This window comes from Mycobacterium ostraviense (genome assembly GCF_002705925.1).
Lineage (GTDB): Bacteria > Actinomycetota > Actinomycetes > Mycobacteriales > Mycobacteriaceae > Mycobacterium > Mycobacterium ostraviense.
In genome coordinates, this window is the sequence record NZ_NKRE01000001.1 from 217,214 (window position 1) to 240,553 (window position 23,340).

Sequence of the window (23,340 nt, forward strand, 5' to 3'; positions counted from 1 at the left end):
CTACGCGTTGCCGGCGAGTTTTTCCCGCAGCGCCGCCAGCTGGGCGTCGCTGGCCAGTGACCCGCCCGCGGCCTTCTCCGGCGGCGCCGGGCTGCCCGAGGGCTGCTCGCCGCCGCCGTGTCCAGCGGCCTCGGCCGCGGCGAACTTCTCCATCTGCGCGGTATGCATCTTGTGCCGCCGCTCGGCCTCGGCGTAGCGCGCTTCCCATTCGGTGCGCTGCGCGTCGAATCCGTCCATCCATTCGTTGGTGTCGGGATCGAAGCCCTCGGGGAAGATGTAGTTGCCCTGCTCGTCGTAGCTGTCGGCCATCCCGTACTTCGCCGGGTCGAACTCCTCGGTGTAGTCCTCGTTGGCCTGCTTGAGCGACAACGAAATTCGGCGACGCTCCAGGTCGATGTCGATGACCTTGACCATCGCGTCGTCGCCGACGGCAACCACCTGGTCGGGCACCTCGACGTGGCGCTCGGCCAGCTCCGAAATGTGCACCAGCCCTTCGATGCCCTCCTCGACGCGAACGAACGCGCCGAACGGCACCAGCTTGGTGACCTTGCCCGGCACGATCTGCCCGATCGCGTGGGTACGCGCGAAGTGGCGCCACGGGTCTTCCTGAGTTGCCTTCAGCGACAACGAAACCCGCTCGCGATCCATATCCACGTCGAGCACCTCGACGGTGACCTCGTCGCCCACCGCAACCACCTCGGACGGGTGGTCGATGTGCTTCCAGGACAGCTCGGAGACGTGCACCAGACCGTCCACACCGCCGAGGTCGACGAAGGCGCCGAAGTTGACGATCGAAGAGACCACGCCCTTGCGGATGGTGCCCTTCTGCAGGTTGTTGAGGAACTCGCTGCGCACCTCGGATTGGGTCTGCTCCAGCCAGGCCCGCCGCGACAGGACCACGTTGTTGCGGTTCTTGTCCAGCTCGATGATCTTGGCTTCGATCTCCTTGCCGATGTACGGCTGCAGGTCGCGGACCCGGCGCATCTCGACCAGCGACGCCGGCAGGAAGCCGCGCAGCCCGATGTCGAGGATCAGGCCGCCCTTGACCACCTCGATGACGGTGCCCTTGACCGCCTCGTCCTTCTCCTTGAGCGCCTCGATGGTGCCCCAGGCGCGCTCGTACTGGGCGCGCTTCTTCGACAGGATCAGCCGGCCCTCTTTGTCCTCCTTGGTGAGCACCAGGGCCTCGACCTTGTCGCCGACGGCAACGACCTCGTTGGGGTCGACGTCGTGCTTGATGGAGAGTTCGCGGGCGGGGATGACCCCTTCAGTCTTGTAGCCGATGTCGAGGAGCACCTCGTCCCGGTCCACTTTGACGATGGTGCCTTCGACGATGTCGCCATCGTTGAAGTACTTGATCGTTTTGTCTATTGCTGCGAGAAAGTCCTCGGAGGAGCCAATGTCGTTGACGGCTACTTGCGGCGAGGTGACGGCGGGACTCGGCATATTGTTGGGTTGCTCCGGACAGGGTCGGTCGTAGGGATGTGGAAACTTGAGTTGTCGATGACCCGCCATCGAGCCGACGGGCATCTGTCGAGGCTACTCGACTGTGTACATGCTGGACAAACTCGGTCCCGTCGGGCCCCCACCAGCCAGGGGCGCATCTATTGCCGTCGTCCCGTTGTGATCTTCGGGCTTTACCTCGAGCCGCTGATCAGCCGCGCTGAGACCGCGTCGGTCAGCTAGCTAGGCGTCGGTCGCGACCGGCGCGCCGCTGGTCGAAAAACCCGCAAAGGGCCTATTACCTGCTGCTGATGCTGACCGGCCACCGCCGCAATGAGCTCAACTTGCTCACCCACTACCTGATCTGAGCCGACCCGGTCGGTGCGGTTTCGCCTCACTGGAGAACACGCAAAAGCTGGCCACGTGTTGATCGGCTACCTGAGTGCGGTCGCCATGCATGCGCTGTGGAATCGGGTCGTCACCGCCGAGCCTCGATTGGTACTTCGCGCCTACCTTGTCTGGACGGCCCCCGGTGTCAATGCTGGCAATCGTGCTGGGCATGCACAGCCGCCGCCATCCGCGGCCAGAGGGGGGCGATCCGCAGCGCGACCCGCATGGGCGGACGGCCCGCGGGCCGAGCCGTCAAGAACTTCGACGCCCGTGCGGGCGAGCGCACCTTCGTGTGCGTCTGCCTGGCCATCAGCGCCTGGCGCCAGGCGAGGTCACCCACTGAGATCACGCTGCCCGCTCCACCTAGCGCAGGATCCTTCGCGCATCGCCGAGTACCGCGGCCGCCCGTGCGTGATCGCCGATCCGAGCCGACAGTGTGGCCCGAGCCAACTCGGGCGGCAGGGCCGACGAGAACTTCAGTCCCCGAAGCGCGTTCGCGTCGACCGCCGGCTCCTGCCACTCGACGGCATCCAGCGCAGCCGAGAACTCGGCGACCGTGACGCCAGGCACCAGCCGTAGCGACTTCTCGTCGATCCGCTGCCGGGGGTCGACGATCGTGCGCAACGAAGCCTGCAGCGTCCGGTTGGCCGCGGTTCCCGCCCACGTCCACCAACGCCCGGCTGAGTCGGCAGGCAGGCGCACGATCAGGGCGTCGGTAGAAACGTTGTCGCCGTTCGCCTCTCGAATCTCTGCGAGCTTCGAGGACGCTCGGCCGGTGAATACCGCTCCCGCAGGCTGGGACCCGAGCAGCACTGACCGCATGCCGCGGGCGATGTCATACGACAGACCGCGGCCCGATCCCGACCATTTGGCCCGCCCGCCGCCGTCCTCGGGTTCGACGAAGCATCTCCTGCGGTCCCAGTCGACATGGGTGACCCGCCACGACCGCCCGCCCAGCAACAGCACTCGCGGCCCATCGACCTCGTCGGTGAGCAGCTCGCTGCCGACGGTTCCGACTTCGAACTGCCCGGCCAGGACGAGGAACTCCGGCGGCGCTGTGAAGACCGCCGTCAAATCGGAGAAGTAGCGGCGCCCGAACCTTCGCTCGGCCTCGGAGCCGATGTGCAGGAACGGCCCGTCTCGCTCGAAGAACCCCTCGGCGACGAGGTGATCCAGGATCGCCGGGCCGGCGTCGAACAACGGCAGCTCACCCCACCACGACACCCACGCCCCCGCGCTGATGCGGCGTTCCTGCAGACACAACGCCATCAACTGCTGCGCTGCAATGTGCCGCGGTGCCGGGGGTGGGGTGATCGGCTCGACCCAGCCTTGCGACCAGCGCTGCAGCATCCCTGCGGCCAACAGCACACTGTCGTCGTCGACACACAGGAACAGGCAGTTGCGGACGCTGTCCGCCCGACGGCCGGTCCGGCCCAGCCGTTGCAGGAACGACGCGACTGTTCGGGTCGAGCCGATCTGGATGACACGGTCGAGGTCGCCCACGTCGATGCCGAGTTCGAGGGTCGAGGTGGCGACGATGACGGTGCCGCGCGCCTCGGCGAATGCCGCCTCCGAGCGCCGCCGCTCGGACGCCGAAAGCGACGAGTGGGAGACGAACGTCGAAACGCCCAATCCCCGCAGCGCGACGCCGAGTTCCTCGGCCTGGCGTCTGCTGTCGACGAACACCAGCCGCTTCTCTCCGGCGTGCAGTGACGCGATCACCCTGGCGGCATTGCTCAGTGACGCGACGTAATCAACCGTGATCTCGGGATCGACAGTAGGGCCGACGGGAGGCGCCACCACCGACGACGCGCGTGCGACGAAGCTGCCCTGCAGCCATGCCAGCAGTTCCGTGGGATTCCCGACGGTGGCCGACAGCCCCACCCGCTGCAGCTCGCGGCCAGCGAGACGCGACACCCGCTCCAGCACCGCGAGCAGGTGCCAGCCGCGGTCGTCGCCGGCGAACGCGTGAATTTCGTCGACGACGACGGCCCGTAACCCGGAGAACAGCACGCGGGGATCGACTTTGGTGGACACCAGCATGGATTCGATCGACTCCGGGGTGGTCAGCATGATGTCGGGACGCTCGGCAAGAATCCGTTGCCGTTGGCTTTGACCGACGTCACCGTGCCAGACGGCCGCCGACCGGCCGAGCCACCTGGCGTAGCCGTCGATGCGGGGTTGCAGGTTGTTGAGCAGTGCGCGCAGCGGGCACACGTACAGCACCGAGAGTCCTTGCCAGTCCTCGGTGGCCATCCTCGACAGCAACGGGAACACCGCGGCTTCGGTCTTGCCGCCGGCGGTAGGCGCGAGGACGAGGGTGTCGCAACCCTCCAGGATCGGTGCGACGGCTTGTGCCTGCGTCGGACGAAGAGCGCTCCACCGCAACGTGTTTGCCAGATGGTATTGCAGTCCGGGATGTAATTGCTCGAAGGCATCCATCACAGGTCGAGCGCGACGTCGTCGGCGGTCAGTGCTGCGCGTTCGGCGGTGGTCAGTTCGTTGTCGGCGATGCGCACCTCGTAATCGCGGTACGGGTCGAAGTCCGGGAACTGGTCGATCTTGTCGAGGACGTCAACGAGTTTGCGAAGGAACAGCCGCGGTGCGATGCCCACCCGCCCGCCGAGCTCACCGGCGACCGCGGCCGAGAACCGTTGCAGGAACGCGTCGTCGGCGACGGACGCAATGCGGTCGGGGCCGGGCACGCCGGCGACGTACAAAGCACGGACGCGGGTACCCAGTTCGATCAACCGCGGTTGGTCGAAGCCGGTGAGCCGTAGTTGCGGCGCCCGTGGATTGTCGAATCGCGGATCCTTCGCGAACTCGGTGTGCAACCGGTCGGCCAGCGGCGGCAGCAACGGTATGCCCTGGCGACCCTCAAAGAACGCGGGTGTCCCGGTGATCAGCAGATACAAGCCTGGGAAACGACCGTCGTGGATTTCGTCGACGAGTTGGCGTAATGCGTTGAGCGCCTTGGCTCGTGCGTCACTGCGGATGCGTTGGAGCGTCTCCACCTCGTCGAGCACCAGCAGCAGACCGGGGTGTCCGGCATCGGCCAAGACCGCCAGAAGCCCACGCAGAAACCCCAGCGCGAGAAAGTGGTCCAGATCGCCCTTGATACCGGCCCGGCGTTTGACGGCCGCGGCGACGTGCGGCTGCCCGCCCAGCCAGGCGACCAGTCCGTCGGCGCCGTCATGGTCGCCGTCGGCGAGCATTCGCCGGTAGGCGCGGATCGCCAGCGGGAACACCGGCGCCCGCGCGGCGACGTCGGCGAGCCGGCGTTCCAGCAAAGTGTCGGCATCCACGCCCTGCTGGCGGGCGTCATCGTCGATGGTGAACAGCCATGCGTCCAGAATCGGGCGCAACGCGATCGGCGGAATGGTCGCGGTCCGCAGGGATTCGATGGCGCGCCGGTAGACGGTTTCCAGTTTGTGCAGCGGCGTGTCGATCTCGTTGATCTGGACCTCGGCGACGGCGAATCCCTTCTTCATCGCCCGATCGGCCAGCCAGCGCGCGAAAAATGTCTTACCTGAACCGTATTCGCCGCGCACCGCCTTGAACATCGCACCTCCGGCAGCGACGGCGTCCAGCGATGCGTCCAGTTCGGCTTCGAAGCGCCCCAGCCCGACGGCCAATTGGTCGAGCCCGTTGGACGGAACGGTGCCGCGGCGCAGCGCGTCGAGGATCTCGCGGCGTCGCCGCGCCGACACGCTCACTCCGACACCCCGAACTGTTCCTTGAGGGCATCGACGTCGAGGCGCACGACACCCTGGGTAACCCGCAACACCTCGTAGCCTTCGACATCGAGCACCCGTTTGGTCTGCATCAGCGCGCCGTTGACACTGGCGGTCGCGACACCGAGGGCGACCGCCGCCTGCGCCAGCGTGATCTCGTGGGCACTCGTCGCGAGCAACGCGGCCAGTAGGTCCCCGATTTGACTCTGCTGCAAGACGTTTCGCTTGGCGAGCTTGAGTTGTTCGCTGAACACCTTGCTGCGCAACACCTTTTCGGGCAGCACGCTTGACTGCTCAGCGATGTCGAACAGGCTGGGCTCCTGCGGCTTCTTGGTCTTGACCGGGCGGGTGACGACGGGTTGGACGGAGGTGTGCCACCACGGGGGCTCGGCGCCCGCGACGGGAACCGCGCCGTCGGGCAGTGGGCCGGACGCCAGCACCACCACCGGGACCAGCGCTTCCGCGGGTGATCCCCCGCCGTGGTAGCCGGCGTTGCGGGCCTGATAACGCACGTCCGGGTCGACGGCCAACACGACCTTGTGGTCGGCGGTCAGCACGCGGGGGCCTTCGACAACCACCTCGCGGTCGGGGTCGACGTTGGCGTAGTCGCCGTGGGCGCGTTGGCCGTAGACGTTGGCACGGTCGACCTTGGTGCTGGTGCCGTACTCGATGAGGTGGCCGTGATCGGAGGTGATCACCACAGCGCGTCCGGCGTTCTTCGCCGCATGCAGTAACGCGCGCAGATGCGTGATGGTGGTCAGTGTCCAGTCGGTGCCGCCCGGGTCGGTGTGGTGCAGCGTGTCGTCGACGTAGTTGAGCACGGCGGCGACCAACCGTTGATGTTCGGTGTCGGCGATCGAGTTGTTGACGTCGGTGGCTAGCGAGGCGCCGGCGGGAATGGCGTCGAGCGCCTTCTTGTGAAAGATCGGGTCCGGCACGCCGCCGGTGGCCTGCAGTTGCGCCTCGCGGATCAGTGAGACGAAGCCGGCCCGTTCGACGCCGTCCGGGCCTTCGCGCAGTTCGCCGCACAGCAACGAGCAGCGGCTGCGCTGGGTCAGGGTGGGCAGCACCGCCAGCGCGGCACCGCGGCGTCCGTCGGCGGCGGCGGAGATCTCCACCCATCCGTCGCGCTGCGCGGCGGTGACGAGGTCGTTGGCGGCGGCCAGCGACAGGGCGTCGATGACGAGCAACAGTGTCGGCATTTTCTTGGCGAGCGGTATGACCCACTGGGCCAACACCTTTTCGACTGTCTGCAGCGGGGGCTTCGGCGCGTCGGCCAGTGCCTTTGCAAACGCGCGATCGTATTGGGCGCGGCGGCCGGCGACGGTGTCGATGACCGCGCGCAGCGCCTCGGCCAAGTGCGGCGCGTCGGCGCCTCGGCGTGCCGCGACCAACGCCGTGTCGACCCACGACAAGTCGCGCACATAGAGTGTGCTGGCCGCAGCGAGTCCCGTTGCGGCAACGGGTGTTTGGGCCAGCCAGCGAACGAGCCGGACGGCACCGGCGAACGCCGGGCACGACGGGTCGGATTCGTGCAGGAAATGGTTCTGGACGTCGGCCCAGGCGTTTTCGACGCCAGGCAGCGTTTCGGGCCGGGTGAGCACGGGCGTTACCGCGTCGGCGAGGACCTTGAGTCGATGGTCAAGGCCGTGCCTCAACAACTCCGAGGACGCCGCGGTCGCGCCGAGTCCCAGGTCGTCCACCACGGCCGCCGCGGCTTGCAGCACGGAGTGCGGTGATGTCAGCGAGTTGGTCACCAATCCACGGACATTGACGGACCAAGTGTCCAGGCCGGGGGGCGTCAGGGAGGTCAGCCCGTAGCGGCCCAGGAAGACGCCGAGGGCCTTGGCATCATGGTCGGTGTCGGAACGCTGCGAGAACAATCCCGCGACGATGCCCAACGGCACCAGATCCGTAATCCGGTCGGCCCTCAGCAGGGCGGTCAGCGGTCCGGCGATCGCCGCGGCACGTCCAGCCAACCAGCCGTGGAAGGCCACCGCGAGTTCCGTGCCGCCCCGGTCGGCCAACACCGCGAGATCGTCGGCCGCTTCGGCAGACAGGCTCCACTCCAGCACCGCGAGCGTGTCGATCTCCACGTCCGCGCGGTTGACGATCTTCAGCACGTCACGTGCGACGGTGGCCATGGCGTGGTCCAGGGTCAGCACCCCGCCCGGGGCCGCGGTGTAGGCGTCGGGCGCCAGGACGTTCAGCAGGCCGTTGGCGATGGCGCGGTCATTGTGCGGCCGGTACAACGCGGGTTCGATGGTGGAGGCGGCGAAGTTGCTGCGCAATGCGTCCCACGGGTCGGGGGTGATGAGCCTGCCGTCGAGCAGGTGCGCCAGCACGGTGTCGCTGAGGTCGTCGTCGACGACGTCGGTGAGCACTACGGTCCACGCGTCGGTGTCGCGGGTGTCGATCGCTTCCCAGAGGGCCAGCACCGACGGACAGGGGACGACGGTGACCTGGGTGCCTTCGTAATCGAAGGCGTTGCCGTTCCATTCGGGCTTGGCGCGTAGCCCGAGCACGCCGCGGGCGTACCGTTTGGCCTTGGCCTTGCGCAGACGTGCCCGGATGATGGGTTCGGTCGCGGTCAGTGTGGTCACTCGACCCACCAGCGCACGTGAATGGTCTTGCTGTGCTGGGACAATGCCTTCGCCAGCGTCGAGTGCAGGCTGGACAGCTCCTGCGGGCTGCTGACGGTGGCCTCACCGGCCTCCCCGGCCTCCCCGTCGGGCGGAGGCTTGGGCTTGTCCTCGACGACCCAGGTGACCAGCCTGTTCTCCCCGCTGGCCAGCTCGTCGCTCAGGGAGCGGCCCGGCACCGCGATGGCGTCCTGCAGCGACCGTTGGATCGCCCGTGCGCTGTCGCCGGCCTCCCCTGCTCGCCCGGCGCCGGCGAGCAACGTCTTCAGCAGTGGCCATTTGAAGTTGTGCAGGGCGTGGGCGTCTCGGGCGGCGTCGTTGCGGATCTGACCGGCGGTCTCGACGGCGACGGGGAGGGCGATGGTGGCTATCGCGTCGATGACGCCGACGTTTCCCGTTGTGGTGCTGAGTCTTTCGACGAAGTTGTGCAGGGCAACTGCGGCGGTCAGTCGGGCGCCGGCGCCGGGTGTCGAATCCAGCCGTGCATGCGCGGGCCGTAATTCGTCGATGAGGTAACCCAGTTCGGGGACGGCATCGGAGGCCTTGGCCCGGATCTGGGTGGCGAATTCGGCGACGTTAGCGCCGGTGAGATAGGTGCGCGGCATCGTGTAGCCGAAGAGCTTTGACGCGTTGGCGCGGGCGTCGTCCCAGGCCTGCTGGGTAGGCAGTTCCTCGGCGCGCAGTTCGATGCTGCGCCGCAGCCGGCCCAGTGGTAGCGGGGCGATCGCGAGGCCTGCCTCGAACCAAGCCCGTTTGCGCAACAGCGCCCAGGCACAGATCACCAGGTCGCGCGCCTCGGGCCGCAGCCCCCAGGCGGGGGTGATCGCCTCGATGTGGTCTTGCAGCACACCGACGTTCAGCGGCTGCGACTGGTGTGCGGCGCGGTCGAGTTCACCGGCCCAGTAAGCGAACGAGTCCTCGCCGAACAGGAAGTGGTCTTCGGTGGCTTTGCCGACACGCAGCGGGCCGGCGATGCGGCGCACAACCTTGCGGTCGTTACCCGGGTTTGTGGGGACCCGCCCGTCGCGGTGGGCACAGGCCTGCTCGACGTAGTCGCGCACGGTCTCGAAGTTGCGGGCGGTGAGTTCGTCGTCGGCGGGGTCGAATGCCGGGTGGTTGGGGTAGGTCGCCGTGAACGCCTGGTCGACGATCTTGAGAAACGCGGCCTCCAAGCTGGCGGCGGGCGGCAGTTCGGGTTGGAAATCGCGCGACAGCGAGGTGAGCACGTCGTACTGCTGCGATTCGGTCGTGATGCGTTTGGGGTCGGCGGGCTCGATGCCGTAGGCCTGCTTGAGCAAGGTCTGGAAGCTGGTCATGGTGCCGCTGCGCAGGTTCTCCAGGATGCCGCGGGCCTGGGCGCGGTCGGTGGCCGACAGATGGTCGGAGTTCTCGGTCCAGCGGTCGCCGCTGCCGGTGAACAGCCAGTCCAATTTGACCAGCAGTGCCAGGTCTTCCATCGCGGCGTCGGTGAACGACCTGGGCAGCCAGATGACCGTGTGACGGTCGCCGGTGGTCAGCAGCCGGTCGATGCGGTCAACGTCGTCCTTATTGGTGTAACCCCCCTCATCGAAGGGGTAGTCGACGACGACGCGCCACGTGCCGGGCCGGTAGTCGAAGGCCTGCTCGGGCAGCGAGCCGGCGTCGCGGACGTTGCCGAACACGATGTCGACCTCCCGGCGCGATCCGCGCCACACGACGGTGCGGGTGGCCGCGCCGCTCAGGTCGTCCTGCCGGCTTGGCACGCCGAGCGCCTCGTGCACCAGGCGGCGGATGAGCACGCGTCGGCGGCCCGAATTGTCTTCGCCGCGAATGCGTTCCAGGATCGACTGGTAGTCGACGTCGGCCAGGTGCACCCGGATCACCGGGTTGGCGGCGTCGGAGACGCTGATCTCGGGGACGTCTTTTTGAGACCACTCGCGCACGACGCCGAGGACGACGCGGGCTTCGCCGCCGGCCAGCTTGGACCGGATGGATCCGTGGTTGAGTGCGGCCAGCCGCGGCGCGGTGATGTCGCGCAGCGCGGGCACTTTCGGTGCGATGGCCGACAGCAGCAGCGTTTTGGCGATGCGTTCGTGTGCACGGAACCCGGCGGGCACCGAGGCCGGGTCCTCGTCGAGTTGTTCCCTGCTGACCGAGTGCTTCTCCAGCAGTGCGGGCAGCAGTCGGGTCTGGTATAGCTCGGTGGCCGACTTGAACATTGCTGCGGCGTGTGCGTCGATGGGGTCGCCGCCGTCGACGACGTAGTCGAAGGAGTCGCCGACGGGAATCAGGTCGTCGACGGTGAGGGTGTCGCGGCGGTCGACGAGCATGCGCTGCATCACCTTCAGCGCGGTGCGTTCGCGTTGCATCACCGACGAGAGGTTGCGCAGCGTCGACACCAGCACCGGGGAAAACGGATAGGTGCGGCGGAATTCGGCCTCGGACGCGCCGTGGTGGTGCTCGTCGGTGTTGAGGCTGTCGCGCAGCACTTCCCACACCTCGGGGCGGCGGGTGAGGTTGGCGAACGCCTCGTCGAGCACGGCGCGGGCGGCGTCGTCTTTGGCGGCGAGCAGCCGCGCATGGGCGACCTCGGCGAGATTGTCGTCGCCGAGGGCGATCTCGCGGAAGCGGCCTTGCTGGTAGTGGAATGCGCGGTCGAGCGCCTCCTGCTCGGCGCCCGAGGCCCCGGCGTCGGCGAACCATTTACGCAAATCCATCTGGCGGGAGATGAAGGAGATCAACGGGATTGCGCGGTTGCGGCCCGATGATTCGACAAGTTTGGTGATCTTCTGGGATTCGCGGGCGAAGAACTCGGTGTCGCGCACCGAGAACGCCAGCCACAGCACCAGTTCGTCGAGGAACAGCACGACGGCGTCGTAGCCGAGGGTCTTGGCGTGCTCGGAGATGACGACCAGGCCGCGGTCGAGGTCGACGTAGTCGGCGGTCTCGGCGAACGATTTGAAGTAGCTGCCGGCCAGGGCGGACACCAGGTCGCGCCGTTCGGGGTCCTCGGGTGCGGCCGCCAGCGCCGCCTGGTAGCGCGGCAGATCCCAGGCGGTGTTGATCAGCCCGCCCCATTCGTCGCCGCCGCCGCCCGAACCCAGTCCAGCGAGAAACTTCTCGTCGTCGGCCATCTGCGCGCGCATGTTCTCCGCGTCGGCAAGCAGCTTGTCCGACAGGTGCACCGCGGGCAGCGGCGCGTCGGGGTGCAGCCGGGTGATCTGCTCGACGTAGCCCCGAAGCACCGCGTGCTCAAGGCTTTTCGCGCCGAGCAGGTGGTAGGTCAGGCGCAGGATCTTCTTGCCGGAGAGCCGCCCGTCGTAATGTCCGGTGAGGTCTTGGAACTTCGACGTCCGCGCGGCGGGGTGGTTGCCGAGCAGTGCGTAGAGCACCGCCATGAAGTGGCTTTTGCCGGAACCGAACGAGCCGGTGAGGTAAGCGGCGCGGGATGTGTTGCGGGCCAGCGCGTCGGACACCAGGTCGATCGCGGCGACGAAGTTGTCCCGCAACGGGCCGGTGATAACGTACTCGTCGAGGGTTGCGGCGATGCGTTGGTCGTCGCCGGTGCTGTCGGTTAGGCGCAGCACGTAGTCGTCGCTGCCCACCCGCTCGGGAATGTCGATGACATCGCGTAGCAGTGTGGTCATGACGTTGCGGCCCTTCGTGTTCTGCGCGTGGGCGCCGGGCGCCACGCGGTCAGGTCGGTGTCGGTGAGGTGATGTTCGGCCAGCCGGGCGGTCAGTTCGTCGTCGATGGTGTCGGCGACCGACTCACCGTACTCGGGGTCGATCTCGTTGTGCCACTGGCGAACCCAGGGCAGCAGTTCGTGGAGTCCGGCCAGCAGCGGCACCAGCCGTGGCGTGTCCCAGCCGTCCTCGATGCGCTGGCCGATCAGCGCGGCCAACGCCAGGGCGTGGTCGGCGTGGTCCCACCCGGCCCAGCCGAGCAGTTCGGTGGAGTCCGCGTCGCGGCCGGCGTTCGGGTAGCAGATGAACCGCTCCTTGGGCACGTCGAGCTTGCCGCGGTGTGACCAGTACGCGGGCTTGGCGAAATCGGCGCTGGTGTACTTCGGGGGCACCGGGATGGGGGCGTCGAGCTTCTCGCCATTGTCTTCGCGGCGCTGCAATTCCCAGGTGTGCTCCCAGGCGGCGCGCTTGTCCAAGCCGGACGGCTTGTAGCGGTAGGCGGCCAGGAACGGAACCGATTCGTCGGCAAGCAATTTCGCCAGCGCCGCGCCGGTCGCGACGTTCTGATCGCCGGCCCACAGCCGCAGCACGCCGCGGAACTCCTCGTTGCGGTCGAGGATGTCGGCGAGCTGCGCCACCGACAGGACGGATGGGCGTCCCTCGCGGTCGTACCACAGGGCGCGGTCCTCGACGCGGTCCAGCAGCCAGTCCTTGAGTGCGGCCTGAACCTGTTTGTCCCATGGCTCCATCGCCCAGCGGCGCTTGTACTCCGGCTTTTCCAGCAGGCGGATGTGCGGATTGGAGTCGATGGCATCCAGACGGCGCTGCAGCAGGTCGCGGTAGTCGGCGGGGAGATGCTCGGGAATCTCGGTGAGCGGCGTCGAACCGTGCCGCTCGAACCAGGCGGTCTCCTCACCGTCTTTCATGCGTCGCGCTAGGGTGATCTCGAAAGCCCGCTCGCCAAGGGAGATTTCGGGGGCATAGCCGTCATACGTGAGGTCGTCGTCGATCAGACCGTAGATGCGGTAGTACTCCCAGTCGAGCTCTTCCTGGTTGGCGATCATCAAGCCTCGGAGTCGGGCGAACTCGGATCGCGCCGCTTCCAGCACGGCGTGGGTGGGTGTCTGTCGGGCGGCCAGCTCGACTGGTGTCTGCTGGTGTTGGGCTTGCGCGAGAGCATCGAGCAACCTGGGGCGGTCGAGCGGTGTGGTGGTAGGCAGTGGGAAGTCTTTGAGCGTAGTGCCGGTGAACTCGTATCTTGGTTCCCAGTCCTCGTCGCCGATCCCTCCGCCGATCCCCCCGTTACCCTTGTTGTGGCTGTTCTGTTTGAGCCAGAAGCACGCGATCGACGAGTTCAGCGCACCCAGCAGCCGCAGGTGATCCTCGACCGTCGCGCCCGCGGACAGCTTGATCACCGGAGCCGACTGCTTGAAGACCTTCCCGCCGCGGTCGAGCACGAAGTGGTTGTGCGTCGCGACAAAAGCGAAGGTGATGGAGAGGGGTGTGCGGTAGCGATCTGGAACCCATCGATACCACGACCACCACTCTCGGCCGAAGTCGGCGGTGGTCTCGCCTGCGAATCCAGTGACGTTCTGTAGCGGCACGCGCAGCGGCCAGATCCGTCTGTACCAAAGTGAATTAGTGTCTACACCAATGAGCTCAGCACCCTTATAGGGCGTGAACGCGATTTCGCCATGCAGTTCAGACCAGTCACGTACGTACTCGCCCAGCACCAAAGGTCTTGCAAGAGCGGTTGGGACACCTCGATCGCGAAAATGGTGCGCAGGCCCGAAGAAGGCGTCGTCGGCACCCGGAAAGCTGGCGAACCCGATCTTGCCAGCGATCGCATTGTCAAGAATCTTCTGGGATGTCGCCTCTATTGCGGCGACAAGCTGTACTGCGCCGCCCCCCGCCAGGTTCCACGGATGCGAGAGGAGTAGCGATCGCTCCAAATCGGCGACTCCAATGTAGGTGTTTTCGAAGCCTGGTTCATCAATATTCTCCGTAATTGCTGACCAAACAATGCCTTTCGCAGGATCATTCGGCCGTCCCGGTTCGCCCCGAATACCGAGTACGGCCCGAACCGTGTCCACAGCCGTAGCTTGATTTCGGCCGACGATGATCACCGTCGGTGTGCCGTGTCCCGGGATGTAGGCACCGGACGTGTCGATGACGACTCGCAGATCAACCGTCGGCAGAAACTCCTCGATCAACTTCGATCCGAACTCGCGCTTCATGAACGAGTTCGAGGTGATCTGCCCTACCCAACCCGCGGGACGCTCGCGTCCCGACGAATACGCCAGCCGATAGAACAACTCCATGAATGGCACCGTCAGCGCGTACTTCCGGTGCGGCGTCGTGTATAGCTGCCGATACGTCGCGTTCAGCGCCGCGTCTTTTACGGTGATGTAGGGCGGGTTGCCGACGACTACGTCGTGCTCGCGCTGCAGGATCTCCTTTAGCGCATCGACATTCTCAGTCGAATCCGCTTGCACCGCTTGGCCGATCGTCAACAGGTCATCGCCGAGTGCCTGCTGCTTGGCTCCCCACAGCAGGCTGTCCCCGGCGGCCAGGCGCGGCGTGTAGCGGATCTGCTCTTCGATGCTGGTATCGCCCGCCGCGTGCAGCGCCGCCACCAGCAGCCGGAACCGTGCGATCGCCACCGCGAACGGGTTGATGTCCACCCCGTATACCCCGTCGAGGGCCTTCTCGACCAGTTCCCGGGCACCCAGGCCCGGAGCGTGGCGCTGCCAACGCTCGTGCAGCCGCCGGAACGCCCCGAGCAGGAAATGCCCCGAACCGCAGGTCGGGTCGATGACCGTGAAACCCTCCAACGGCCGGTCGGCCAGCGCCGGCTCCATCGTCTGATCGAGAATGAACTCCTCGACGAACTCCGGGGTCTGCAGCAGCGCGTAGGTCTTCTTCGCGTGCTCTGACAGGTCCTGGTACACGTCGCCGAGGAATCGGGTGTCCACGCCGACGAACGGATACAGCGCCTCACCCGTCGCGCTCTGCTGCCACCAGAACTCCAGCAACGCCCGCGCCGCATCGCCGGACGGTGCAACCAGGTGCAGCGGTGAATACTCGTCCACCAATCCCTTTGTCGCAGTGAACTTCCCGAAGTGCGCGATGATCTGGTGCAGCCATTCACGGTCGGTGTGCTCAGGATGCTGCTGAAAGTAGGCGCGTCGCGCATCCAGCGCGTGGCCGCGTTCGTCCGCGGTGGCACCGCCGATCCACCGCGGCCTCACCAGCGCATTGTCTTCGCAGTAGCGCGCGAACACCGTCACCAGCACCCACGCCACGCCCGCCTGGGTCACCCGGTCGTCGCGCCACTGGTGCCACGATGACGCCGTGCGCTGCGCCGCGAACGCGGCGTCGTAGTCCTGTTTCCACGACTCGTACACGCCCGGCTGGCGCAGGTCGTGATCGTCGCCGTCGACCCGCGCCCGCAGGTCGGCTTCGAGCTCTGACACCTGACGGCGCAGCGCGGCCACCAGATCCGCTGCAGCCCAACTCATCACGGCGACACCTTGCCCCTTATTCGGTCTCACGCGGATGCCCGGGCCCCGCGGGGCGCAGCCACAACGTGTGTTTCTGGACATCGACGAGGTACCAGATCCTTCCGCCGCCGGTCACCTCGTACTGCCACTGCTCCATCTCCACCCCACCGTGCGCACCCGACGCCAGCCGCCCCTTGAGCCGGTGATGCCGCGGCGTTGGCGCCGGGCTTTCCGGACGGCTGCGCAGCTCATTCCACGCAACCTCGGTGTTCGCTGCGGCTTGCTGGCACAACGACTCCCATCCCTTGACTGCCTCGCTGGTCACGAACCGCAACTCCCACTGTCCCTGCGTGGCCGGCGGTGCGACGCGATCTCCCCGTTTCGGACTCACTCAGGCGCCGGCACCCTTCCGTAATCGCCGTCGCTCGGCGCGGTCAGGACCGCCGCCAACTTCGGATCGGCGAGCACCTCCGCGGTGTGTCGCCAACTCTCGATCAGCTGAGCCACCGGCGCCGGGTTGTCGATCGAATCCGCGGCCCGCATCGTCGCCACCAATTCGTCGACGAACTCGTGGACCTCCGCACGCGACAAGAACGCCACCCACGGGAACGCCTCCGGCAACGCCTCGGTCACCAGGTCACGTATCCCGCGGTCGTGCCGCATCATCGCCACGAACAGCCGAGAGGTCGCCGACGACGCCTCTCGCTCCTGGGCCGCCCGCGAGGCCGTGATCAGTACCAAATCCTCGGCGTCGCGCCGACGCACCCGCAGCGGCCGTCCCGCCGAACTGCGCAGCCAGCGCTCGACGGTCGCCTTGCCCTTCAACTGCAGATCGGAAAACGACACCTCGTCCATGACATTAAAACTACTTATAAAGTCACCCCCATGTCGAGATCGCTGGCGTGTGTTCGGCTGCGTTGTCATGTGTGCACTGCATCCGCCGCGACTCGCCAAAGCAGGAACTGCGCGGGCGAGCCCAGTTGAATCGGCTTGCGGTCCACCAGCGCTCCGCTCTGCCCACGCAGTTGAGGTAGCAGCACCCAGACCGGGCGCCGTCGCGGTGCCGACAGGTCGCTGAGCTCGGCAAGAATGTCGAGATGCCCGTAGCGGGCCAGCGGCGACACCTCGGTGAGGATCAGCGGCTCGCCCCGGCCGGCGCCGTCGAACACCGACGCGCGCAACTCGTCGGCCAACGAAGGCACCACCCGGTCGATCACCGCGCGCAGCCCGCGCGCGTCGCGGGTACCCGGTGCTGCGGCGTCGGCGCTACGAATCAGCTCCCAGGACACGCCCTGCCGGTCAGCCAGTTCCCGCATCGCGGCGATCAGACGCGTCGTCACGTCGAGCTCCTCGCCGTCGTAGGCAGCGGCGAGCTCACGTGCGACCCGCTCATGCTGGCCGGGCCGATCCGGCGAGATGGGCACACCGACCGCGAGGAATCCCCGTTCGTCGATGCACCGTTGCAGCACCGCATCGCTATCTGCTCGGTGCCGCGCCGCGGCGTCGAGGTCGCCGAAGCCCGGCAACCCGGTCGGTGCGTGGGTATGCATGGTGGTCGCGCTGGGCGGTTCGGGAACCCGGAAGCGGTAGGCCTCGCCATCCCACTCAAGGTCGAGGCGCGTCTGCTCGATCAGGGTGTCCAGGTGCGGCCGCAGCGGAATGCGGTCCAACTCCGGGAAGCGGGCGGTCACGCGGCTGCGGACCTGCGACGGCGACAGCGACTCCGACTGGGCCAGCCCCGTCAGCGCCACCCGCACCGCGGCCGCGGGCGACATGTCGCGGTTGTGCAACTCGCCGCGGCCGGTCACCGCGGCATGACGCGAGATGGCGGCGGCCAGCCGCACCAACCGCGCGTCCCCCGGCCACTGGACTTGTGCGTCGGCGTCACTGACCGCACGGAAGCCCTCGTGGAATGCTGCCCGCAGTTCCCTGGCCGCCGTCGAGGCGGGCACCACGGCGGCAGCGTCGGCGCTGACCAGTTTGTCGGCCCGCTCACCCGCAGCTTCGGCGGCGGCCAGCAGCATCTCGTCGTCGGCCAGCAGCGCCAGCCGACGGCCGTGCCGTCGCCGCACGAATTCCTTTGTCCCCGACGCGGTTTCGTGCTCACTGAGCCGGTCCAACGCTGCGCGTAGCAATCCACCGGCCGCGCGGTCGTGTGCCGACCAATCGGCGGCGGTGACGCCCGACTGCGGCAGCCGCGCGCGGATCTCGGCCGTCAGCGTAATGACCGCGGCGACCCCGCCGAAATCGGTGACCACCTGCTTGGCGATCTCGGTGATCGCGTCGAGCAAGTCCCGAGCGTCGGTGTTGTTCGCCCAGTCGTCCTGCAGTTCCTTGAGCACCTGGATGCCGCGCGGAGTGGTCTTGCCCAGTTTCTCGGCCAGTTCGGCGCTGCTGGCGAACGCGTCCAGTCCCGATGTGACACCCAGAATCAGCTCGGCGGCCCGCCTACGGGTGGTCGCCGCCCGCGGGGCCGATACGGCCGACATCAACAGGCCGACCGCCTCGTCGAGACCCATGAGTTGATCGGAGACCATGCGCTGCTTGCCCAGCCGCTTCGTCCACTCCCGGTATCGGGTGGTGATCTCCTTGCGCGTGTCTTTGGCTTCGCGGGCGACCAGCCGGTTGAGCGGGGTGGAGTCCAGCGCCAGCAGTTCGCCGACGGTGGCGACTTGCGCAGTAGCCAACGCAGACACCGCCCGAGCACTCAACCCGGCGGCGGCCAGCGGCGTCGATACGTCCGCCCTCGCGGCGGCCGAATCGCCTTCCTGTGGCGCGGTTACGGTGTCCACCACGGCGAAGATGGCGCGCCAGCCGCACAGCATGTCCTCGGCGGTGTCGGGCCGTTGGACAGCGTCGCGGGACAGCGCGGTGGTGAAGAACTCGACCATCGCCGCGGCGACGGCCGGCTCGAACATGTCGGGCGTCAGGGTGATGTCGTCGTCGACCGTGGCCGGATTGGTGTTCGAGTCGAGTCCGTACTGGGGGGTGTTGCCGGTCGCCATCTCGAACAGCACCACCGCGGCGCCGTAACGTTCGGCGGCGGTGTCGTACTGGCGGCGGCCACCGGTGCCCAAGAACGGGTCCAAGTACGGCGGGGTGCCTGCCTCAATATTCTTCGGATCGACCCCGGCCATCGAGAAGTCGAACATCACCAGATGCGAGTCAGCGCGCGAACTCGACTGATACACACCGAGATTCGCGGGTTTGATGTCGCGGTGCGTCACCCCTTTGCGTTCCAGCGCCACCAGGGCCGTCAGCAGGTCCGTGCCCCAGCGTTCCAGCACGTCGATCGACAAGCGGCCGCGATTGTTGAGTTCCTCGGCCAGCGTGGTGCGCCCGACGTACTTGAGCAGCAGCGCGGTGCGCCCGCCGACGTCGACGACGCCATGCAAGGTGACGATGCGCTCGTCGTCCTCGAAGCGGCCCAGGAGCTGCGCCTCGGCGCGCAGCCGCTCGGCGGCGTCGGCGTCTTTGGCCACCTTCAACACCCGTTCAGCGCCACCCACCTGCTGGTCGGCGACCAGGATGCCGACCGCCGTCGAGCCGGCGCCGAGCTTGCGACGGTAGGTGAACCGTCCGGCCAGTTCGGTTCCCGGCCCGGCCTCCAGCGGGTCGGTGCCGGTCGCCTTGCCCAGCACGTTCTCGCGGGCAGCGGCAAGTCGTTCAAGAAACTCGGCCACGTCGGCAATGCGATCGTCGGGCCTGGGGTTGGTGGCGTCGAGCACCAGCTGGCGCAGCGAGGTTCGGACCTGGGGCATCTCCGCGGCCAGATCCAGGCCGTGGTCGCGACGCAGCCGGTCCATCAGCTCGCCGCGTTCGATGGCCGGCGCCTGGCCGTTGGTCAACACGAAAAAGGCCAGCGCTCCCAGCCCGAAGACGTCGATGCGCGCCGGATCCGTCGGGCGCGGCCCCTCCGGGGCTGCGAACAGCCGGGCCATCTCATGCGGTGCTGCCGCCATCAGCGACAGTGACCCACTCGACAGCCGGCTCACGGCGGTGTCGGGGTTGGCGGGCAGCACGCCGGCGCTGTCCCAGTCGGTGACCTGCGGCAGCGGTTCGGTTCGATCGCGGATTGTCACCGAACGCGGGTTGAGGCCGCGATGCACCACGCGGTTGCGGTGGGCGTAATTGACGATGTCGGCCAGCCGACCGATCAAGTCGAGTTGTTGTTCGAGCGACAGGTTCTTGTGAGCGGCCAGCCAAAGGTCAAGCGGCACATCACCTTTGGGCTGTGGAAATACCAGACCGATACCCAGTTCGGGCTCGTTGACCAGGTCTTCGGGAACCTGCAATCCGTCGTAGCGCAACCGGGACAACAGGTGAAACTCGTGGGTGACGGCCTGCGTGCGGGCGTGGCTGTCGGCGGTGGTGGCGCCGTCACCGATGGTGTAGAAGCGGATGCGGGCGTGCCGTTCGGTGTCGACATGGTGAAAGGCCGGCCAGTCCTGCCAACCGTCGCCGTCGGCGAGTGGCTGCTCGTCGATGATCCACGAGCCGACTTCGCGCTGGCGCCGCGGCGCCAGGCCGATCGCCTTCATCAGGCCGTGGATGATCAAGCTGTTCTTCTCGCTGACCGGCTCCCGTCGAGCCGGGGCCAGCAAGCGTTCGGATATCCCGGGCAATCGGGTCTTGGCGGTGTGCCCGTCCAGGCCGTACAGGTTGATCTTCGAGCTCTCCGGCAGCTCGCAGGTGAACTCCCGATGGTGCAGGAACACCAGTTCCTGCACGTAGGGGATGATGCCCGGGTCATAGCCCGCCTTCTGCCGCAGCGCGTCCTTAAGCAGCGACGCGAAGTACTGGGACTTGCGGCGCGTCAGCAGCAGCGGCGAATCCTCAGCCCGCTGCCCGTTGCGGATCCACACGTGGTCGTTGCCCCGCAGAGTGCCCGCGTAATGCTTGAGCTCGATCAGATACAGGGTGTCGCGGGCGAGCACCAGGAGGTCGACCTCGTGCCAGCGGCCGCGTTTGTCGCGGAACTCGAAGTTGGCCCAGGCGCGAAACGGCGCGGCGTCGGGAAGAATCCGCTTGATGGCGTCGAGCCCCTGCTGTTCGTGGGCGAATTGCGACTCGGCGATCTGGACCCAACGGCCGTCCTTCACCGGTTGGGCACCTCCTCGTCGCTCTGGGCCGGATTGCTGCGCCCCAGTATCCGCTGCGACACCGACAATGTAGGCACTTCAGTGTCGCGTGTGCTGAGCCGGGGTCGCTCAGTGCGCCGCGGCATCCCAGCTGCGCCCGAAGCCCACCGACACTTCCAAGGGAACATCCAGCGGGTAGGCGCCGCCCATCTTCTCGCGCACCAGCGCCTCGACCTGTTCGCGTTCACCCGGCGCGATTTCGAACAGCAATTCGTCGTGGACCTGCAACAACATCCGCGATGCCAGGCCGGCCTCGGTGAGCGCCTTGTCGACCTCGATCATCGCCACCTTGATGATGTCGGCGGCGCTCCCCTGGATCGGCGCGTTGAGCGCCGCCCGCTCGGCGGCCTCACGCACTTGGCGATTGCTGCTGTCCAGCTCGGGCAGATAGCGCCGGCGCCCCAATACGGTGGCGGTGTAGCCGTCCTTGCGGGCCTGCTCGACCACGGCCATCAGGTAGTCGCGGACCCCGCCGAACCGGGCGAAGTATTGGTCCATTTGGACCTTCGCCTCTTCGGTGGAGATCTTCAGCTGGGTGGATAGCCCATAGGCACTCAACCCGTAGGCCAGGCCGTACGACATCGCCTTGACCCGGCGACGCAGGTCGGCGGTCACTTCGTCGATCGGCACGCCGAACGCGCGGGACGCGACGAACGAATGCAGATCCTCGCCGGTGTTGAAGGCTTCGATGAGGCCAGCGTCGCGGGACAGGTGCGCCATGATCCGCATCTCGATCTGGCTGTAGTCGGCGGTCATCAGTTCGCTGTAGCCGGCGCCCACCACGAAAGCGTCGCGGATCTGCCGGCCGGCGTCGGTGCGGATCGGGATGTTCTGCAGGTTGGGTTCGGTAGACGAAAGCCGGCCGGTGGCCGCGATGGTCTGGTTGAACGTGGTGTGAATCCGGCCGTCGGCGGCCACCGCGCTCAGCAGCCCGTCGACGGTCACCTTGAGCCGGGTGACGTCGCGGTGCGCCAACAGATGCTGCAGGAACGGGTGCCCGGTCTTGTCAAAAAGACCCTGCAGCGCGTCGGCATCGGTGGTGTAGCCGGTCTTGGTCCGCTTGGTCTTGGGCATGCCGAGTTCGTCGAACAGCACCACCTGCAGTTGCTTGGGCGAGCCGAGGTTGATCTGCTTGCCGATGACGGCATACGCGGCCTCGGCGGCATCGCGGATCTGGTCGGCGAATTGGCTTTGCAGCTCGGCGAGCATCGGCAGATCGACGGCGATGCCGGCGCGCTCCATGTCCGCCAGCACCCGCTGCACCGGCAATTCCATCTCGGCCAGCAGCGCGGTGGAGTCGATGCGGGCCAGTTCGGCGTCCAGCGCTTCGGCCAGATCCGCCACGGCCCGAGCCCGCAGAATAGCCGTCTGGACCGCCTGGTCGTCCACCCCTTCGATGTCGTCGAGCAGTGAAAGCTGTTGCTGCTCAGGGGTTTCCGCCCGCAGCTCGCGGCGCAGGTAGCGCAGCGAGAGGTCGTCGAGGGTGAAGCTGCGCTGCCCCGGCCGTACCAGGTAGGCCGCCAGTGCGGTATCAGAGGTGACACCGTCCAAAATCCAGCCGCGACCGCTGAGGTCGTGAATGGCCATCTTGGCCTCATGCAGCGCTTTGGGTTTGGCGGGGTCGGCGAGCCAGGCCGCCAGCGCGGCGTCGTCGTCGGGCGTCACGGTCGCGGTGTCAATGTAGCCGCCTTCGCCGTCGGCGGCGGCGATCGCCAGCGCAGTGGCATCGCCGCCGTGAGGCAGATGTGTGCCCACGACCGTCAGGCCGGAGCGGCGCCCGTCGCTGGCGTGCTCGGCCAGCCACTGCGCGACCGTGCCCGGCTCGAGCGCACCACCGCGAACGTCGAACCCCTCCTCGACCTCGGGTTCGGCGGCGACCAGGGTGTCGAACAGCCGATCGCGCAGCACCCGGAATTCGAGGTCGTCGAAGAGCCGGTGAATGTGGTCGCGGTCCCAGGGCTGCAGCCGTAACGTGTCCGGAGTTTGGGCCAGCGGCACGTCGCGGACCAGGTCGGTGAGTTCGCGGTTGCGCACCACGCTGGCCAGGTTGGCGCGCAGCGCGTCGCCGACCTTGCCGCGCACCGAGTCGACGTTGTCGACCAGCCCCTGCAGGGAGCCGTATTCGGCGATCCACTTGGTCGCGGTCTTCTCCCCCACCCCAGGAATACCGGGCAGGTTGTCGCTGGGGTCGCCCCGCAGCGCGGCGAAGTCCGGGTACTGCGCCGGGGTGAGCCCGTACTTTTCGACGACGGCCTCGGGGGTGAAGCGAGTCAGTTCGCTGACGCCTTTGCGCGGGTAGAGCACCGTCACGTCGTCGCTGACCAGCTGCAAGGAGTCGCGGTCGCCGGTGACGACCAGCACCCGATACCCCTCCTTCTCGGCCTGGGAAGCCAACGTCGCGATGATGTCGTCGGCTTCGAAACCCGGTTCGGCGAGCACCGTGATGCCCAGCGCTCCCAGAACCTCCTTGGTGATGTCGATCTGGCCGTAGAATTCGTCGGGCGTCGACGACCGGTTGGCCTTGTACTCCGGGTAACGCTCGGAGCGGAAGGTCTGCCGGGACACGTCGAAGGCCGCGGCGATGTGCGTCGGGGCCTCGTCGCGCAGCAGGTTGATCAGCATGGCGGTGAAGCCGTAGACCGCGTTGGTGGTCAGCCCGCCGCGGGTCTTGAAGTTCTCCGCCGGCAGTGCGTAGAACGCCCGAAATGCCAGCGAGTTGCCATCCAGCAACATCAACGTCGGCTTGGGCTGATCCTCACTGGCGGTGCTCACGGATCACACTCTATGCACCTGGTCCGACGCGGTATGCGGCGCCGGAACTG

Annotated in this window: 10 protein-coding genes; all 10 read right to left on the reverse strand. The window is 67.2% G+C overall.

The features are described from left to right. Entirely contained in the window at positions 1-1,446 is a 1,446-nt protein-coding gene (rpsA, locus tag CDN38_RS00875) for a 30S ribosomal protein S1 (protein ID WP_075511386.1), read from the reverse strand. A gap of 750 nt (positions 1,447-2,196) precedes the next feature. Further along, positions 2,197-4,275 (reverse strand): DEAD/DEAH box helicase, encoded by a 2,079-nt coding sequence (locus CDN38_RS00890; protein WP_075511369.1) that lies wholly within the window; start codon positions 4,273-4,275, stop codon positions 2,197-2,199. After that, positions 4,275-5,549 (reverse strand): BREX system ATP-binding protein BrxD, encoded by a 1,275-nt coding sequence (brxD, locus tag CDN38_RS00895; RefSeq protein WP_075511368.1) that lies wholly within the window; start codon positions 5,547-5,549, stop codon positions 4,275-4,277. The genes CDN38_RS00890 and brxD overlap by 1 nt, the downstream gene beginning before the upstream one ends. Beyond that, on the reverse strand, positions 5,546-8,170 hold the full coding sequence (gene pglZ, locus CDN38_RS00900) for a BREX-2 system phosphatase PglZ (protein ID WP_075511385.1): 2,625 nt from the start codon (positions 8,168-8,170) through the stop codon (positions 5,546-5,548). The genes brxD and pglZ overlap by 4 nt, the downstream gene beginning before the upstream one ends. Then, positions 8,167-11,835 carry a DUF6079 family protein gene (locus tag CDN38_RS00905; RefSeq protein WP_099319304.1) on the reverse strand — a complete coding sequence of 1,223 codons (3,669 nt, stop codon included), beginning with the start codon at positions 11,833-11,835 and terminating at the stop codon, positions 8,167-8,169. Before CDN38_RS00905 ends, pglZ begins: the two co-directional genes overlap by 4 nt. Further along, positions 11,832-15,395, reverse strand: a complete 3,564-nt coding sequence (gene pglX, locus CDN38_RS00910) for a BREX-2 system adenine-specific DNA-methyltransferase PglX (protein WP_099318735.1) — start codon at positions 15,393-15,395, stop codon at positions 11,832-11,834. Before pglX ends, CDN38_RS00905 begins: the two co-directional genes overlap by 4 nt. A gap of 19 nt (positions 15,396-15,414) precedes the next feature. After that, entirely contained in the window at positions 15,415-15,702 is a 288-nt protein-coding gene (locus CDN38_RS00915) for a hypothetical protein (RefSeq protein WP_233428380.1), read from the reverse strand. A gap of 62 nt (positions 15,703-15,764) precedes the next feature. Next, positions 15,765-16,232, reverse strand: a complete 468-nt coding sequence (locus tag CDN38_RS00920) for a hypothetical protein (protein ID WP_075511365.1) — start codon at positions 16,230-16,232, stop codon at positions 15,765-15,767. Positions 16,233-16,297: 65 nt separating this feature from the next. Then, positions 16,298-20,479: a BREX system serine/threonine kinase PglW gene (gene pglW / locus CDN38_RS00925; protein ID WP_075511364.1), complete on the reverse strand. Its 4,182-nt coding sequence runs from the start codon at positions 20,477-20,479 to the stop codon at positions 16,298-16,300. Positions 20,480-20,587: 108 nt separating this feature from the next. Further along, complete coding sequence (gene polA / locus CDN38_RS00930; protein ID WP_099319305.1) at positions 20,588-23,251, reverse strand: DNA polymerase I; 2,664 nt, start codon at positions 23,249-23,251, stop codon at positions 20,588-20,590. Between the last annotated feature and the right edge of the window lie 89 nt (positions 23,252-23,340).

Coding starts and splice junctions, on each gene's coding strand:
- CDN38_RS00890 (WP_075511369.1), bottom strand. CDS start 4,275: ATGGATGCCTTCGAGCAATTACATCCCGGACTGCAATACCATCTGGCA.
- polA (WP_099319305.1), bottom strand. CDS start 23,251: ATGTTGCTGGATGGCAACTCGCTGGCATTTCGGGCGTTCTACGCACTG.
- pglX (WP_099318735.1), bottom strand. CDS start 15,395: ATGAGTTGGGCTGCAGCGGATCTGGTGGCCGCGCTGCGCCGTCAGGTG.
- CDN38_RS00905 (WP_099319304.1), bottom strand. CDS start 11,835: ATGACCACACTGCTACGCGATGTCATCGACATTCCCGAGCGGGTGGGC.
- rpsA (WP_075511386.1), bottom strand. CDS start 1,446: ATGCCGAGTCCCGCCGTCACCTCGCCGCAAGTAGCCGTCAACGACATT.
- CDN38_RS00920 (WP_075511365.1), bottom strand. CDS start 16,232: ATGGACGAGGTGTCGTTTTCCGATCTGCAGTTGAAGGGCAAGGCGACC.